We start from the raw sequence: 16,593 nt of genomic DNA on the forward strand, positions 1-16,593 counted from the left end.
CCCTCCTCTTATTTGTAAGAAACGTATACATCTTTTAATAATTCTTCATCGTCTGGGTATGGACTATTTTCACTAAATTCAATCGATTTTTGCACCGCTTCATCTACTGCCTTTTCCATATCTACAAGCTCAGATTCAGTTAATAAAGCTTCATGAATTAAATGCTTACGGAAATTCACAATTGCATCTTTTTCATTTAAATGTTCTTCTTTTTCTTCTGAAGTTTTATACGTTTGTGCTTCACCCTCGAAATGACCGTAATTACGATATGTCATACATTCAATTATTGTTGGACCACCGCCTTTACGCGCACGTTCTACTGCTTCTTCAGCAGCTTTATATACAGCTAGAAGATTTTTTCCATCCACTTGAACACCTGGAATGTTATAAGCTTTTGCACGATCCGCAATAGAATCACAACTTGAAGCATATTCAAATGTCGTTGCTTCACCGTAACCGTTATTTTCTGCGATAAAAATAACTGGTAACTTCCAAATCGCCGCTAAATTAACCCCTTCATGAAATGTACCTTCATTATTTGCTCCATCACCAAAGAAACAAACACTTACATCTTTTGTTCCTTTATATTTAGCTGTTAATGCTGAGCCACAAGCAAGCGGGAAACCACCGCCTACAATGCCATTTGCACCAAGCATTCCTTTATCTAAATCAGCAATATGCATGGAACCGCCTTTACCTTTACATAATCCTGTTGCTTTCCCGAAAAGTTCAGCCATCATACCATTTAAATCACAACCTTTTGCGATACAATGTCCATGACCTCTATGTGTACTTGTAATACTGTCACTATCCGTTAAGTGGGCACATACACCAACTGCTACCGCTTCTTCACCTGCGTATAAATGGACGAAACCTGGCAGCACGCCTTGCGCGAACAATTCATGTACCTTATCTTCAAACTTACGAATCTCTAACATTTTTTTATACATCCAACGAGCTTGTTCTTTCGTAATTTCATTCCCTTTACTTTCAGTTGTTTTTAACATGTCCAGCCCTCCTATTTTCTTGTTCGTCTGTTATATTGCAAGTACCGTGCCAAATTCTAATCCTTGATTTAATAGGTTTTCTCTTTTCTTTCATAATAAAAAAGTGGACAAAACGAGACATCTGTCTCGTTTTGTCCACTTTTGTTCACCTAATTTGAGAACTATTATCTTATTGATTATCAAAGCTCTGCTGTAATTTTCGGATGTAAATAATTTGCCCAATATGATATGCATTATGAGTTGTTACATTCGCTAACACTTCCCACCACTTTGCAGAAACAGGAAGTCCTACTACATCACTTTCAACCTTTTCTTCATTTATAAGATTTTGCCATTGTAACAGTTTTTCTAGTAGTTTTTCCCGTAATTCATCGAAAGTTTGATTATTTGAAAGCATAAAACTTTTGTTATTATCTCCTATAGCGGGTACTGCATTCACATTTGATTCTTTATACCTAGTTTGCCACGTAGAGTTCCAATACAGTAAATGTTGTACGATTTCAGCTATACTATTACTCTCTTCACTCGGTTTCCAGCAAGCTTCCCTCTCAGATAAATCCTTAACTGCATCGGAAAATGGCATATACCAACTAGGATCATTTGCATTCGCTAATAGCTGATCTGCTAATACATCTTTCACATGGACCATTTTTCTTCCCTCATTTCATTATCATATTGATATACACTACTCTATATACGCTCATTCCCTATAATCCCCTTTTTTTACATACAAATTGATTTCATACTAAATGTAAGAATAATAGATTTTCTTATCATAACTCGTTATGATAAAAGAAAAAGAAAGCTGGCGAAAAATGAATAAAAAAATCGCAATAATTACTGGAGCCTCAAGTGGATTTGGACTATTAACTACACTCGAACTCGCAAAAAAAGATTATTTAGTTATCGCTACAATGCGAAACCTTGAAAAACAAGGAACCTTACTATCCCAAGTTACTCAACTTAACTTACAGCAAAATATAAAAGTTCAACAATTAGATGTAACAGATCAAAATTCTATACATAATTTCCAATTATTTTTAAAAGAAATTAATAGAATAGATCTCCTTATAAATAATGCAGGATATGCAAATGGGGGCTTTGTAGAAGAAATCCAAGTAGACGAATATCGAAAGCAATTTGAAACGAACCTTTTTGGAGCTATATCAATTACCCAGCTTGTTTTACCATATATGAGAAAACAAAGAAGTGGAAAAATCATTAATATAAGCAGCATTAGCGGCCAAGTTGGATTCCCTGGTTTATCTCCTTATGTATCTTCAAAATATGCATTAGAAGGCTGGAGTGAATCGCTTCGCTTAGAATTAAAACCTTTCGGAATAGATGTCGCTTTAATTGAACCTGGTTCTTACAACACAAATATATGGGAGGTTGGTAAACAACTAGCTGAAAACCAATCTGATACAACATCTCCTTACAAAGAATATATGGATAAAATACAAAAACATATTAATAGCGGTAGTGATACATTTGGTAATCCGATAGATGTTGCTAATAAAATCGTTGAAATTGCTGAAACAAAGCGTACTACTTTACGATATCCTATTGGAAAAGGTGTAAAATTTATGATCTTTACGAAGAAGATTCTTCCTTGGAGATTGTGGGAACACCTTGTTTTGAGAAGCTTTAAGAAGATGTAATAAACTTTTTGAAAACTATTTTGAAAGAGGTGCTAATTAAATGTTAGGTTTACCGTATGGGAAAGTGTTTTTAGTGCCGTGGACTGAAGAATGGGAAATTGAGTTTATGAAAGAGAAACAAATCATTGAGGAACAAATTGGCGAACATATTTTAGCGATACACCATATTGGTAGTACTTCTATTCCATATTTAAGTGCAAAGCCAATTATTGATATAGCAATAGAACTAAAAGATAATGCAGTTGGCATACAATGTATCGCAAAGTTGGAACTACTAAATTATAAATACAGAAAAGATGTATTGCCTGAAAGATACTATTTTAATAAAGGAGAGCCACGAACTCATCAAATTCATATGTATGAACAAGGAAATAAATATTTAATAGAACAATTACAATTTCGAGATTACTTAATAGACAATAAAACATCTCGTATACAGTATGAACAATTAAAAATTCAACTTTCACAAGCTAATCCTACTGATAAACATAAGTATGCGGAGGACAAAACAAATTTCATTACATTCATACTAGCTAAAATAAATGATTGAATGAAAAAGACAGAATTTCATACACAGAATAAGAAACCGTTTATTCCTAAGTAAATGGTTTCTTATTCGTTAGTTATCTTATTATTTATACTATCAATTTTTTTATTATACAGCAGGTGGAAAGAAGTAAAATAGTATCGAAGTCATAAAAATAAACGTGAATACCCCAATTACCGAAAATATATATTCTTTCGACTCTCTATCATACTTCCATTCCATCAATGCTCTTAAGATTAACTTCCCACCTAAATAAGTAAAAATGACATAAGCAATATTAACACTTTCGAATTTAAAGATAAACATAAAGCTAGTTATTAAATAAATAAAAAGTAGTCCTATTTCCAATTTTTTATGTAAACTATTTACATGTTTCTTATATCCCCAAAAACCACCCTTGGGCATATTCAATTTTTTTCTTAAAAACTTATCGAGAAAATAGACAGCTATACAAAAAACAATAGTTATAATCCAAAAAGTAGAAGCTCCTATTTTCACCCCTCCTATTATTTCATTTGATTACTTGAAATAAATTGGACTATATTACGGTTATCCCCTTCTAAATAACTTATGATTCCTTCAGGATATGTCGGCTTCTCCTGTAATTCCTCTAGACTTTTCCAAATTAATATAATATCCTCATGCTCTTTATGCCTTATTTCATTTGTAATGATTTTTTCAACAGTCCCCCAATATATCAATGTACAATGATGACCTTTTTCGTTGTCCCACTCAAAAATGTGTTCATTTACAATTGCTAACTCTTGAACATGAACTTTCAAATCGTATTCTTCTATTAACTCTCGAATTATTGCTTCTTTTGACGTTTCACCAAATTCAATAGAGCCACCTGGAAAACGATAAAATGATTCGTTTTCATCACATTGTACTAGTACTTTTGAATGTTCGTCGTTTACAATCATTACTTCAGCCCGTAAATGTGGTCTTATCATTTTCTCACCCTTTATTTGTATGACCATCCATCACCAATACGTATTATAGAATACATTCAAAATAATACCTGTAATTATTAATAACGGAACAATTCCAAACGAAATAATATATTCTTTTGCTTTACTATCATATTTCCACTGCATATATCCTTGAAAAATGTACAACGTCATAAAAAAGAAAATTGGTATATAAGTCATGTATATTGGATTCCAAATTGAACCTATCATCATAAGTACTACATAAGAAATAATGATGATTCATTGTCCCCATTTATGTGATTGACTGACATATTTACTATTCCATCCTGTTTGTCTCGGTATATTTAACTTCTTCCTCACGATTTTTTCTAAAAAAATTAAAATTATAATCCATAACAATAAGACAATTAGTTTCAAAAGAAACAGAAAGGCCTCCTCCTTTACCTTTTCTCCGGCTGATCACTCGGATACGTAACATTCTCTTTATTTTCAACGTCCCAACTAATTATAGTCGCACTATCACGTCCCAACTGATGATGCACGTGTTCTAAAACATTGTGAATATTTTCTTTAAGTGTTTTATCATTTCTGTTAATAGTATTATACAAATTTACAGGTATTTCATATCGGCGTTCCCCGCATTCTAATACTCCATCTGTCACCATTACAATTCGGTTCTTTCCAGTACGTAATTCACGAATACCTGATGAATAGCAAGGAACAGGTAAATCAAATGTGTTTACATTTCCAATCCATTCGTAAAAATGACGTTGATTTAATGCATATTGTCCTAACTTATGTAACTCTTCATGAAATACATACACTAAACAATCACCGATAGAAAGCCACCATATATAATTTTCTTTCCTTACACATAGTAAGCAAGCTGTTTCACCTTTAATTTTTTTGCACTTTTCCTTAAATGAAGATGCCTGAAAAATTGTCAGTATATGATTTTCAACAGATTGAAACACTGTATTAATTGGTTCATTCAAAATTACTTTTATATTTTCATATTCTTTTTCGATTGTATTTACTACTAAATCAACACTTTCCGCACTATTATGTCCATCTAATATAGCTGCAAATTCCCAATCACCATTTGACCAAACTAACGCGCCATCTTCGTTCTTTTTTGCTCCGGCGCTTATATTCCCGCCGTATTTACCAAGTACAATATCACCATATTGCTTAACTGAAATTTCTCCTAAGCACATTTCTGTATTTCCAACCCATGAATATTGTCTATTATTTGTTATATGCATATTCACTCACCATATACTTTCGTATTCTTTCGCATAGTTTTTGGATTTTCTCTGCGTCACCATATGGCGCACCATTCCATTTCGCTACTTCAGTCGGTGACCAAAACTCTTTGGGTGTATTTGGATAACGCGGTATGATGTGCATATGCATATGTGGTACACCATTCCCTGAAACAAAAGCATAAATATGTTCTGCTCCCTCACTTTCTTTTAACGCTTTACTTACCCTACTTGTTATAAGTCCGAACGCTTTTGCTTCTTCATCCGTTAATTCAGCAAGGCCAAGTACATGTCTTTTTATATCTATCATGACATAACCAAGGTATGTTTCTTCATTATCCCAATGGACATGTCCAACATAAACGAGTTCATCTTCGTAAATAGCTCCACCTGGAACTATAATATTTCCTTTATGTTTTTTGCAAATGAAACAGTTTTGTTCTATTTGATTGTTTGTTGACATATCCATCACCTTCCTTTTCATATATAATATCACAATAAAAGGAAAAACAGGTTTCGTATTCCGAATTTTCATTCTTTTGATACAACAATTTTTGAAATGAATTTACATCTCATTATTTCTTCAAAAACGCAATCCCAATTATAATCCCAATCACAATTCCGATTACTAAATTATTTGTAAAGTGCCCTTGAAATACACCAATTACAACTCCTATACCGACACCTATTGCCAAAGCATCATTCCTTTTTTTATTTTTAGCCAAAATTACATCTCCTCCCATCATTTCTCCCTAAATAACATACATTTACTTTAATGTATTAATATACGCACTATCTCGCTTAAATATTTCCAAAAAATGTACTGTAACTTCACATATAATATTTTCCATTTTCTGTACATACTCCTTTTATATTGGAAAATTTTCAAGTAACTATTAATTATACATAGGCATTTACTATAAGAAAGCTTCGTAATTTATTGAAGGAGGAACGATTCAAATGTATCCTCATTGGAATCCAAATATAAATCAACAGTATGTTTATTCCCCTCATCCCGCAAGGAATACATTGCATCATGATTCACAATATATGATGCAGCGTATTGCAAGTCTTGAAAATCAATTAACTAAATTAATCTCATTAATCGAGGAAAATAATCAATTAATTAAATCAATGGAACAACAAAAAAACCAAGTTTGTGCACCAGCTGGAGGTTCTGTTATCGTTCGTATGTGATCTGGATGCAATAAAAAACACACTTTGTATTATAAAAGTGTGTTTTTTATTCATTATTTTCTTTTCGTATGGAACCCTTGTGTAATTCGATCTAATATAATTGCGATTACTACGATAGCTAATCCAGCTTCAAATCCCATTCCGATATTAACTTGTGTTACAGAGCGATATACATCAACTCCAAGTCCTGGAGCTCCTACAAGTGATGCTGTTACAACCATCGATAACGAAAGCATAATGCTTTGGTTCACACCAGCCATAATCGTTCCGGTTGCAAGTGGTAATTGTACTTTAAATAGTTTTTGTGATGCCGTGGATCCAAACGCATTCGCTGCTTCAATTAAATCTTCTGGAACTTGTCTAATTCCTAAGTCAGTAAAACGAATTGTCGGTGGCATTGCAAAGATTACTGATGCAATAATTCCAGGTACTACACCTACTCCGAAAAATGTAATCGCTGGAATAAGGTATACGAATGCAGGCATTGTTTGCATAAAATCTAATGTTGGTTTTAAAAATTTTGAGAAACGTTCATTTTGAGATGCTAATATACCAATTGGAATTCCGACAATAATTGAAATAATAACAGACGTAAGTACGAGTGCTAATGTTTGCATCGTCTGTGCCCAGTAGTTAATATTTAAAATAAATAATAAACCGATCAGTGTAAAAATAATTAAAGATACCTTTCTCGTTGTGTACAAAATGAGGAAACAAAGGATGATAATCATCAATATGGCCGGTATTATTGTTAAAAAATTAGTGAGTAAATCAACGAATCCGCCGATAATATAAGAGAATCCTCGGAATAAGCCTTCAAGGTGCTCATATAAACTTGCAACAAATGAGTCGACCCATTCCCCTAATGGAATCCGCGGTATACTATTCATCGTCTTTCACCTCTTCCTCAATGTTTCCTGCAAGAGCTTGAATGACACTTTCACGTTTAATAATTCCTCTTAGCCTTTTCTTCTCATCGATTACTGGTAACGGATATTTCATCTCTGCCATTTTTGCATATGTCTCTTCCAGTAAAGTATCCAAATACACATGCGGAATATCATTAAGTAATAAATCAGCAATCGGCCACTGTTTTTGTACTGCTTTACTCGCATCATCCGCAGTTAATATACCTAAAAACTCATACTTTTTGTTTACAACATATACAGTTGAGACACCTGCATTCCTCATAATTTGAAGGGCTACACGAGGTCCACGATCAATTAATAAAGTTTCTGGTCGTTTTAAAATAGACTCAGCCGTAATTACTTTTCCTAAATTCACGTCCGCAACAAACTTTTCTACAAATTCATTAGCGGGACTCATCATAATTTCTTCTGGTGTTCCAATTTGGACAATTTCTCCATCTTTCATTAATGCGATACGATCTCCAATTCGAAGCGCTTCATCTAAATCATGCGTAATAAATATAATCGTTTTTTCCATTTTATCTTGTAACTCTAACAATTCATCTTGCATTTCTTTTCGAATAAGTGGATCTAATGCACTGAATGACTCGTCCATTAGTAATACATCTGGATTATTCGTTAGTGCCCTTGCGATTCCAACGCGCTGCTGCATACCACCACTAAGTTGACTTGGGTAATTATCTTTATGATGATCGAGTCCTACTAACTGTAGCGATTCTAACGCTTTTTTCTCTCGCTCTTCAACCGGAACTCCTTGAATTTCTAAACCATATGCAACATTTTGTATAACTGTACGATGCGGAAATAGAGCGGATTTCTGAAATACCATACTCATTTTCGTTCTTCTTACTCTCCGTAACTCTTCTTTTCCCATCGTTGCGATGTCTTCACCATCTATGTATATATGACCTGCAGTTGGTTTAATCAATTGATTTAACATACGAACTAGCGTAGATTTCCCGCTACCAGACAAACCCATAATAACGAAAATCTCTCCAGAGTAAACTTCAAACGTTGCTTTTTTCACCCCAACGTTCATTCCTGTCTCTTTTAAAATTTCCGATTTACTTTTTCCTTCTTTTAATAAGGAAAGGGCTCTTTGCGGATGTTTCCCGAATACTTTTGTTACGTTTTCAACACGCACCTTTGTATTATCCATGTCACTACTCCTTTTCTACCCATCTATTCACATAGTGTTGCGATTTTACAAAGAAATATTACATAAAAATGACATTCATAAGATTTCTTTAAAATTCTCGTTTCCGTTCATAATAAGAATGCTTACTTATACATTTATTTTATAAGGCAAACGTTACTTAGGAGGTTTTCGATGCGAAAGAAAATTTGGTTTATATGCCTTGCATTATTTATTACTATGATTTTCACTTCATGTAATGCAACAAATGCAAATTCGAAAGGAAAAATTAAACTTGGTGTAACAAGTTGGAAAGAAAATATTGCAACCGCAAACATGTGGAAAGTTTTATTAGAAGAAAAAGGCTACAAAGTTGAACTTATGTATTTAGAAAAAGCCGCAATTTGGACTGGTGTCGCTCGCGGTGATGTTGATGCTAATTTAGAAGTGTGGCTACCCGTTACGGATAAACCGCTAAACGATCGTTATAAAGATGATATTGTTTTAAAATCAAAATGGTATGAAGGTACTGGTCTTGGCCTAGTCGTCCCTTCTTATATGAAAAACATTAACAGTATCGAAGATTTAAATGCACATAAAGGTGAGCTAGATAACAAAATTGTCGGAATCGAACCCGGTAGTAGTCTTATGAATTTAACGAACAAAGCAATGAAGGAATATGATATTAAACTAAAACTTGTCCAATCTTCTGAGGCTGCGATGATGAGTGAATTAAAGAAAGCATATACGAAAAAGAAACCAATCGCTGTTACGCTTTGGAATCCACATTGGGGCTTTTCGGAATTTGACTTGAAATATTTAAAAGACCCTAAGAAAGTATATGGTGAAAAAGATGACATTTATTACTCTGTTCGTAAAGGTTTCGAAAAAGACCATCCGGATATCATAAAATGCTTTGACAAATGGAAGATGAACGATGAACAGCTTGGTACGTTAATGGTCGAGTTAAATAAAACGAAAGATCCCGAAGAAGCGGCGCGAAAATGGATTAAGAAGAATCAAGCGCTAGTTGATGAATGGGTAAAAGATTAATAAAAATAGGCTAGAGGGTTAGCGTATCCTCTAGCCTGTTTTTAACTTATTTTTTCGTAACAACGTCATCTACAATCCCATATGCCTTCGCTTCTTCTGCAGTCATAAAATAATCTCTTTCTGTATCATGTGCTACTCTTTCAATCGGTTGGCCTGTTTTTTCTGCAATCATTTTATTAATATCATGCTTTAACTTTAATATTCTTTTTGCTGTGATTTCAATTTCTGTTGCCTGACCTTGTGCACCACCAAGCGGTTGATGAATCATAATTTCACTGTTAGGGAGTGCAAACCGTTTTCCTTTTGCACCTGATAATAATAACAATGCACCAAATGATGCTGCAAATCCCATGCATAACGTTTGCACATCTGGTTTAATGAGATTCATCGTATCTAATATGGCAAAACCTGCTGTCGTTGAGCCGCCTGGGCTATTGATGTATAAAAATATATCTTTCTCGGCATCTTCCGCTTCTAAAAATAATAATTGCGCTACGACACTACTCGCTACTTGATCATTTATTTCTGAACCGATAATAATAATGCGGTCTTTCAATAACCTTGAATATATATCATAAGAACGTTCTCCTAATTTCGTTTGTTCCACTACATATGGAATTGCATTCATTTTATATCCCTCCAATAATTATTATGCTGCGTAAAGCATATAACTGTAGGAAGAAGGTTTTTTCACATTAAATAATAAGACTGGCTGTTTAGATGGTAACTTAGTAAAATCTATTGTCGGAAGAAGCTTCGTTAATAATTCCGGTCTTTCCTCACGAATAGATGTTACAACAACTTCAATATCCTCTGTGAATTCGACTATCTCAATCCCTTCTTCACTTACAGTTTTTAGCCTATTTCTACTCCGAAATAAAGAAGCTTTCACTGCACCTTCTGATACAGAACACACTTTAGCAATATCAGCGATACTATATTGAAAAACATCTTTTAATAATAAAATTGCGGATTGCTGTACATTTAATGAAGACAATACTTTCCCTACCATTTCATGCAAATCTGCAATGTTCTCATGTGGTTCTTCAAATGTGATTTGTTCTCTTATTTTTTCATAAACAGACTTAGACTTCATCTGATCTAACCAACGATTTCTTGCTATTTTATAGACGAGTGTCATACAAATATCTTTATTTCTATATTTTTGAAGCACTTTACACACTGTTTCTTGGGCGAGATCTTCCCCATCCCATTTGTTTTTCGTTAAAAAAGTACAGTATCTTTTTAACTCTCCATATTGTTCAATTAAAAAGTTTATATTTGAATGATTCATATCGATATGATTCTTTAAAACATGAGTTACTTTTGTGCACAAAATAACCACTCCTTTTCAGCGCTTACTTAATAAACGATTCAACATTAAAAAAGTTACGGGGATATAAAAAAATAATGTTTATGTTCAATAATTCGCGGTCATAAATATGTTATGTACAATTTTACGTGAGGAGGAACAAATTTGCCAAAATTAACAATTGAAGGTGCGGGAACTTTTGATGTGAAAGAAGGAACAAAGTTAGTATTAGCAATTGAAGATAGCGGTGTCAACATTCTTCATCGTTGCGGCGGGAATGCACGTTGCACAACTTGTAGAGTAGAAATACTAGCAGGTGATTTCTGTGAAGCAAGTGCGAATGAGAAACATGCAATGACGGAAAAAGGGATTGAAGATCATTTACGATTATCTTGTCAAATGCGCGTACATAAAGATATAGTCGTTCGTCCGGTACTTACAGTTGAAAATTCAGGTCTTGATGCCGGGCCGCGTCCGGCGGAATAAAGAGATGAATTTAAAACAGCTCGCTGGCGAATATGCCGCTAACTTTGTAAATGATGGCATGAAGATTGGGCTTGGTACAGGTTCTACTGTATATTGGACAATACAAAAATTAGGTGAGCGTGTAAAAGAAGGATTATCATTTGAAGCTGTACCAACATCAAAGGAAACTGAAGCATTAGCACATCAACTAAATATCCCCCTACTTTCGTTAAACGACGTACAAAGTCTTGATCTTACAATTGATGGAGCGGATGAAATTGATTCAAATTTACAGCTTATAAAAGGCGGTGGCGGTGCATTACTTCGTGAAAAAATCGTTGCCTCTTCCTCTAAAGAACTAATTATCATTGCTGATGAATCGAAACTTGTAACACATTTAGGTAATTTTCCATTACCTGTTGAAATCATCCCTTTTTCATGGAAACAAACCGAAAATAAAATTCAGTCTTTAGGGTGTCAAACAACGTTACGTTTAAAAAATAATGAAACCTATATAACCGATAACAATAACATGATTATCGATTGTATATTCCCTAATCATATTTCTAATCCTGCCCATTTACACACCCAATTAAAAATGATTACTGGTGTAGTTGAAACAGGGTTGTTTATAAGTATGACGAGTACAGCAATTATTGGCACTAAAAATGGGATAAAGAAATTGTAATAAAAGCTAACTTTTTAAAGTTGGCTTTTTAGTATGTTCTTCTTCTCTTAATAGTGCTTTATTATGATATACTAGGAAAACGCAAACTGATTACATTAGAAAGGACTGAATATTTTGCAATCCAAACTTATAACAGAACTTACTGATTTAGAAACTGCCTTTCATATTCGAAAAGAAGTATTTGTAAAAGAACAAGGTGTTCCTCTTACAGATGAATTCGATACATTCGATGAAATCGGAGAGCAATGTAAACATATTTTAGTTTATTATCATGATCTTCCTGTAGGCACAGGGCGTATACGATTTGTTGATGGTGTCGGAAAATTAGAACGTATTTGTATTTTAAAAGATTATCGTACATACGGATTAGGTAAAGTCATCATTCAAACGTTAGAAGAAATTGCTCGTAACGAACAAGCTACAAAAGTGAAGCTACACGGTCAAACACAAGCTGAAGGATTTTATAAAAAATTAGACTATCAAACTTCTTCTGATATATTTATGGAAGATGGCATTCCGCACATACTTATGACGAAAGTGTTATCATAATAAAAAGGGTAGTATATGAATCTTATGTATTCATACACTACCCTTTTTTATTAATAGAAAAGTGAATTCTCAAGATTACCTTTTGCATCAAAGCCCATCATCTTTTAGTTCATACCTAGGTAAAACTTACACTGTTTTCCATAATGATAATGCATAAATCCAGTTTGGATCACCATTTCCTTGATAACTCTGGACTGCTTCATATACTTTTCCTTCGTGTAGAACTCTATCTCCCTTTTTATATGCTTTTTTTGCATCCCACGCTTCATATGAAGCGCTTTCAGCTTTTGTAGTAATTGTGAATATATCACTCTGTACGGATTCATTTCCAGCTACATCAACAGCTTTCACTACATATTTATAAGTAGTATTAGCAAGCAGATTTTTATCCATATAAGAAGTTGTATTGGATGTTGCAATCTTTTTCATTAATCCTTCTATTTCTCTATAAATATCATAATGGTCTACACCAATGTTATCGTCAGATGGACTCCACATTAAATCCACACTTGATGCTGTCGTTCCCATACTATGTAATCCTTTTGGTTGTGTTGGTGCTTCTGTATCAGGAGTCGCAACTGTCGTTTTTACTGTAAGCGCTGTACTTTCTTTCGATACATTTCCAGCTGCGTCAATTGCTTTTACAGTATAAGAGTATTCTGTGCTTGGTTGTAACTTCTTATCAATAAAATGAGTGCCTAGTATTGTATCGATCATCTCTCCGTTACGGAAGATTTGATATCCTTTTACCCCTACATTATCCGTAGAAGAGTTCCATGTTAGTTCTACACTATTCGCTGTTACTTTTTTCGTCTGAAGTCCATTTGGAATACTTGGCGCTTCTATGTCTGGTTTCACATCATTAATAAGATTAACATCAATTACATTATAGAATGCATTTGCTGTATCAGCTACATCCCATACTGCTAAAATCACATGATATCCACTACGATCAGTAGGTACATTAATTTTATGAGTTAAATTATTTGAAGCTGCAGAACCATCGTGTTGCACAGTTCCAATTGGTTCAAAATCTGCTCTTGTTAGCGCTTTATTTGGGTTCCATCCTTTTTTAGTAATATAGTAATGCCACTTACTCGTTAAGTGAGGCGCAGTATACTTCCAAGTAAATGTATTTTCCCCACCAGTGATTGTATTTTTAAACCAACGATTTGCTGTTTGTTGATCTAAAATACCACCAAATTTTCCGCCTGCTGAAGCAATTTGTCCATCTACTGGACCACCTTGTGGGAACCCTTTTGGAGCTTCTAAACTTTGTGGTTCATACATAACACTTCCGCAGTTTACATTTAGCGCACCATAAGTTGGACTACATAAAGCGGATCGGCTACCAGGCTTTTCAACAAAACCGTGCGCATAAGCATTTTGAGGAATAAGTGTCGTACTAATAATTCCAGCTGTTAATGCTACAGCTCCTAAACTTTTTTTGTTCATTTTCATGTTTTGTAGTTGTTTTAAAAATCGATTATTCATGTTCATGTCTCCTTCTTGTTATACTTTGTAGTGGAATGTGGGCTTTGATGTAAAAGAATAACAAGAGACAAACTTGTACCGATGTATGTATTAATTATGCATACATCGCAGTGAAAATATATTTTTCCTTGTGAAACATTTCACTTTATGAATATATCATGACATAGAACTGGCCTAAGCATGTGCAGAAGTTGTGCAGAAACAGTGAAATTATTACTAACATATAAAACCACATCCTGAAATCATAAAGTAAAACTTTAATTAGTTGGGGTTTTACGGTCGGTTAATACGGGATAAAATAAAAGTGTGCAGCAGAAATTGTAGACTTAGTTCTCAAAATTCACATTTAGTATTTTCATTTTTTCCATTTAAACAATTCTTCTTTTCTTACAACAGAAAAGTGTCTATATCATTTAATATAGACACTTTTTTCATGTATAACTTTATATTTATTACTGACCTACAAATGTAAAAAATAGAATAATATTCTTTTAATCCCGCTTTTTTTTGAAAGTACATTACAAAACGCAATGGCATCGTTCCATGAAATATTGACAACTGGTTTATGATTTTTATCAAAATTATTTAATGGACTATTTGTAATAGCATCATATAGTTTGATTGTTACAGCATACTTCGCAAGAAGAAATGGTTGAATTTGCACTAGCCATTCTTTTTTTATTCGATCATTTCTTAATACTACCTCTCCAGCTGGAATATTTACCATTAATGAATCGATTGTTTGAATTAAATCATTAGTCATTTTCTATTCCTCCAAACGTTCATTTTATATGAATTTATAGTCATATACTCATTACAAAATACAATTTTCAAAAAGCGTTAAATTTTTCATAATAAAAAACGATTAGTTTAATCAAACTAATCGGTAAGATCCAAAAAGAATTGTTGTGTCACATTCTATTATTATATGTGCTCTAAAAATTTCCGAACCTCATTTGGAGATTTTAAAACAATAACCTTTTTCTCTTCGGACAATTGCTCTAACCCTTTTAAAATTGTAGGTCGTTTAGCATTAGGATATTTCCATATCCATTTAAAAAATTGCAAATCAAATCTTTCTTCACATCTCGCGCCCATATCTGGTCTTGTTTTATTCCGGTATTTTACAATTCTTTTAAACGCACGATAAATACAAATTGTTCTATGAATATCAAGGAAGATAATTGTATCAGCTGCATTCAGTCTGATATCCATCGTCCCGCCATAATTCCCATCAATAATCCACTTCTCATCTTTAATTAAGTTATTTTGAACTGCTATTTGTTCTTCTCTCGGAACACCTTCCCAATTCGGTTTCCAAAATAATGCATCAAGATGATGCACCTTAATATTTAATTTATTTCCTAACTGCCTTGCTAATGTAGATTTTCCTGAACCACCAGAACCAATTAATATTATTTTTTTCATACCTTTACGATACCTTCTATAACTTCTTCAATAGCTTCCTTATTAGCAAAAATCCAGAAGAACATTTCTTCATTTAACTTTAATAAATCTGGTAACTGGACAAAATAAGCAATAAAGATAATTTGAATTGAAAGCATAACATACCAAATGGCTTTTCGTTCTTCTTTCGTTAAATCATTTTGTTTATAATAACCTTCAAAGACTTTGCTAACGATATGTAACCATTTCCCTCTTAATCTTTCATCACTAAATAGCTCGCTTAATATACTTGTACAGCAATAACATAAATCAAATATTTTTACATTATTTTCTAAAATCTCAAAATCTATAAACCCTTCCAGTTTATCATCTTTAAAGATTACATTTGATAGATGCATATCACGATGAATAATTTGTCTCGGTAATGAATGGACCGTTTCCTTGAAATCTGTGTGCATTCGCTCCATCTTTTGAATTACCTCTCGATGAACATACTCATTCTTTTCTAAAATTGGTATAGCCCATTCAAATACCGTCTTATATAAATTTCTTTTTATTAACTCATGATCACTATTCACCGAATGTAATGCTTTGTGCAGATTAGCTATTTCTTCTCCAATTGTACTTGCTAGCCTTTCCAGCTTATCCGTATCTTTTATTTCTAAAACACTTCCGGCAACATACTCATATAAGCAATAATATTTTTCTTTATATAATACATATTGTTCATCATTTTCTGTCTTTACTACTCTCTGTACTTTAATTCCCTTTTCATACAGTTGATCCAAAACATCGAATTCAACTAGAAGTTGGTCTATCGATCCCGTTCTCTTTAAAATATACTCTTTATTCTTGCATATAACCTTCGCTACTTTTGGTTGCATTACAGTAGCTGTGACATGTTCATTTTGAAACCAAAACTTTGCAATTTCCAGTGCTTGTTCCATTTACA

21 protein-coding genes and 2 pseudogenes are annotated in these 16,593 nt (G+C 33.4%); 7 read left to right on the top strand and 16 right to left on the bottom strand.

The annotated features are described in order from the left end of the window. Positions 1-8 precede the first annotated feature (8 nt). Both acoA and F3I02_RS21750 read right to left on the bottom strand, forming a co-directional pair. Positions 9-1,007, bottom strand: a complete 999-nt coding sequence (gene acoA, locus F3I02_RS21745) for an acetoin:2,6-dichlorophenolindophenol oxidoreductase subunit alpha (protein WP_000921299.1) — start codon at positions 1,005-1,007, stop codon at positions 9-11. Between the two features lie 169 nt (positions 1,008-1,176). Next, the gene (locus F3I02_RS21750; RefSeq protein WP_196478424.1) at positions 1,177-1,656 is read right to left on the bottom strand and encodes a DinB family protein; all 480 of its coding nucleotides are present in this window, start codon (positions 1,654-1,656) and stop codon (positions 1,177-1,179) included. A gap of 166 nt (positions 1,657-1,822) precedes the next feature. Between F3I02_RS21750 and F3I02_RS21755 the strand changes: the two genes are divergently transcribed. Beyond that, entirely contained in the window at positions 1,823-2,668 is an 846-nt protein-coding gene (locus tag F3I02_RS21755; protein WP_222838330.1) for an oxidoreductase, read from the top strand. Between the two features lie 40 nt (positions 2,669-2,708). Beyond that, positions 2,709-3,218 (top strand): GrpB family protein, encoded by a 510-nt coding sequence (locus tag F3I02_RS21760; RefSeq protein WP_000901210.1) that lies wholly within the window; start codon positions 2,709-2,711, stop codon positions 3,216-3,218. A gap of 105 nt (positions 3,219-3,323) precedes the next feature. Here the strand turns inward: F3I02_RS21760 and F3I02_RS21765 are convergent, their stop codons facing one another. From F3I02_RS21765 to F3I02_RS21790, 6 genes and pseudogenes are all read right to left on the bottom strand, one after another. After that, a complete protein-coding gene (locus F3I02_RS21765) occupies positions 3,324-3,707 on the bottom strand; it encodes a DUF4181 domain-containing protein (RefSeq protein WP_041488163.1) in 384 nt (127 codons plus the stop codon). Positions 3,708-3,721: 14 nt separating this feature from the next. Then, complete coding sequence (locus F3I02_RS21770; RefSeq protein WP_196478425.1) at positions 3,722-4,168, bottom strand: NUDIX domain-containing protein; 447 nt, start codon at positions 4,166-4,168, stop codon at positions 3,722-3,724. A 30-nt stretch (positions 4,169-4,198) separates the two neighbouring features. Next, a pseudogene (locus F3I02_RS21775) lies at positions 4,199-4,564 on the bottom strand (DUF4181 domain-containing protein). Positions 4,565-4,587: 23 nt separating this feature from the next. Continuing rightward, positions 4,588-5,412, bottom strand: coding sequence for a PP2C family serine/threonine-protein phosphatase (locus F3I02_RS21780; protein ID WP_196478426.1), 825 nt, complete (start codon positions 5,410-5,412; stop codon positions 4,588-4,590). After that, positions 5,396-5,896 (bottom strand): HIT family protein, encoded by a 501-nt coding sequence (locus F3I02_RS21785; RefSeq protein ID WP_142237967.1) that lies wholly within the window; start codon positions 5,894-5,896, stop codon positions 5,396-5,398. The genes F3I02_RS21780 and F3I02_RS21785 overlap by 17 nt, the downstream gene beginning before the upstream one ends. A 91-nt stretch (positions 5,897-5,987) precedes the next feature. Continuing rightward, the gene (locus F3I02_RS21790; protein WP_000508470.1) at positions 5,988-6,155 is read right to left on the bottom strand and encodes a glycine zipper domain-containing protein; all 168 of its coding nucleotides are present in this window, start codon (positions 6,153-6,155) and stop codon (positions 5,988-5,990) included. Between the two features lie 217 nt (positions 6,156-6,372). Here F3I02_RS21790 and F3I02_RS21795 point away from each other — a divergent pair, with 217 nt between their 5' ends. Next, complete coding sequence (locus F3I02_RS21795; RefSeq protein WP_000283222.1) at positions 6,373-6,609, top strand: hypothetical protein; 237 nt, start codon at positions 6,373-6,375, stop codon at positions 6,607-6,609. A gap of 53 nt (positions 6,610-6,662) precedes the next feature. Here F3I02_RS21795 and F3I02_RS21800 read toward each other — a convergent pair whose 3' ends face one another. Continuing rightward, entirely contained in the window at positions 6,663-7,499 is an 837-nt protein-coding gene (locus F3I02_RS21800; RefSeq protein WP_196478427.1) for an ABC transporter permease, read from the bottom strand. Then, the gene (locus F3I02_RS21805) at positions 7,492-8,697 is read right to left on the bottom strand and encodes a quaternary amine ABC transporter ATP-binding protein (RefSeq protein ID WP_196478428.1); all 1,206 of its coding nucleotides are present in this window, start codon (positions 8,695-8,697) and stop codon (positions 7,492-7,494) included. The genes F3I02_RS21800 and F3I02_RS21805 overlap by 8 nt, the downstream gene beginning before the upstream one ends. A gap of 171 nt (positions 8,698-8,868) precedes the next feature. Here F3I02_RS21805 and F3I02_RS21810 point away from each other — a divergent pair, with 171 nt between their 5' ends. Beyond that, positions 8,869-9,726, top strand: a complete 858-nt coding sequence (locus F3I02_RS21810) for a glycine betaine ABC transporter substrate-binding protein (protein ID WP_001227624.1) — start codon at positions 8,869-8,871, stop codon at positions 9,724-9,726. Positions 9,727-9,772: 46 nt separating this feature from the next. Here F3I02_RS21810 and clpP read toward each other — a convergent pair whose 3' ends face one another. Further along, positions 9,773-10,354: an ATP-dependent Clp endopeptidase proteolytic subunit ClpP gene (gene clpP, locus F3I02_RS21815; protein WP_000991610.1), complete on the bottom strand. Its 582-nt coding sequence runs from the start codon at positions 10,352-10,354 to the stop codon at positions 9,773-9,775. Positions 10,355-10,375: 21 nt separating this feature from the next. After that, positions 10,376-11,062, bottom strand: a complete 687-nt coding sequence (locus F3I02_RS21820; RefSeq protein WP_000337518.1) for an RNA polymerase subunit sigma-70 — start codon at positions 11,060-11,062, stop codon at positions 10,376-10,378. A 141-nt stretch (positions 11,063-11,203) separates the two neighbouring features. Here F3I02_RS21820 and F3I02_RS21825 point away from each other — a divergent pair, with 141 nt between their 5' ends. The 3 genes from F3I02_RS21825 to F3I02_RS21835 all read left to right on the top strand — a co-directional run bounded on the left by F3I02_RS21825 (position 11,204) and on the right by F3I02_RS21835 (position 12,740). After that, the gene (locus F3I02_RS21825) at positions 11,204-11,524 is read left to right on the top strand and encodes a 2Fe-2S iron-sulfur cluster-binding protein (RefSeq protein ID WP_001125388.1); all 321 of its coding nucleotides are present in this window, start codon (positions 11,204-11,206) and stop codon (positions 11,522-11,524) included. A gap of 4 nt (positions 11,525-11,528) precedes the next feature. After that, positions 11,529-12,191 carry a ribose 5-phosphate isomerase A gene (rpiA, locus tag F3I02_RS21830; protein WP_001049981.1) on the top strand — a complete coding sequence of 221 codons (663 nt, stop codon included), beginning with the start codon at positions 11,529-11,531 and terminating at the stop codon, positions 12,189-12,191. A gap of 114 nt (positions 12,192-12,305) precedes the next feature. Further along, positions 12,306-12,740, top strand: a complete 435-nt coding sequence (locus tag F3I02_RS21835; RefSeq protein WP_001190880.1) for a GNAT family N-acetyltransferase — start codon at positions 12,306-12,308, stop codon at positions 12,738-12,740. Between the two features lie 126 nt (positions 12,741-12,866). On the opposite strand, the gene F3I02_RS21840 is transcribed toward F3I02_RS21835, so the two are convergent. The 4 genes and pseudogenes from F3I02_RS21840 to F3I02_RS21855 form a co-directional block, all read right to left on the bottom strand. Then, positions 12,867-14,234, bottom strand: a complete 1,368-nt coding sequence (locus F3I02_RS21840; protein WP_001065141.1) for a lytic polysaccharide monooxygenase — start codon at positions 14,232-14,234, stop codon at positions 12,867-12,869. Between the two features lie 474 nt (positions 14,235-14,708). Beyond that, positions 14,709-14,997: pseudogene (locus F3I02_RS21845) on the bottom strand (formylglycine-generating enzyme family protein); the annotation flags it as partial. Between the two features lie 161 nt (positions 14,998-15,158). Then, positions 15,159-15,662, bottom strand: a complete 504-nt coding sequence (locus tag F3I02_RS21850) for a DNA topology modulation protein (RefSeq protein WP_196478429.1) — start codon at positions 15,660-15,662, stop codon at positions 15,159-15,161. Beyond that, positions 15,659-16,588 carry a phosphotransferase enzyme family protein gene (locus F3I02_RS21855; RefSeq protein WP_196478430.1) on the bottom strand — a complete coding sequence of 310 codons (930 nt, stop codon included), beginning with the start codon at positions 16,586-16,588 and terminating at the stop codon, positions 15,659-15,661. Before F3I02_RS21855 ends, F3I02_RS21850 begins: the two co-directional genes overlap by 4 nt. Positions 16,589-16,593 lie beyond the last annotated feature (5 nt).

The sequence above is a fragment of the Bacillus sp. SRB3LM genome (assembly GCF_015712745.1).
Classification (GTDB): Bacteria; Bacillota; Bacilli; order Bacillales; family Bacillaceae_G; genus Bacillus_A; species Bacillus_A thuringiensis_K.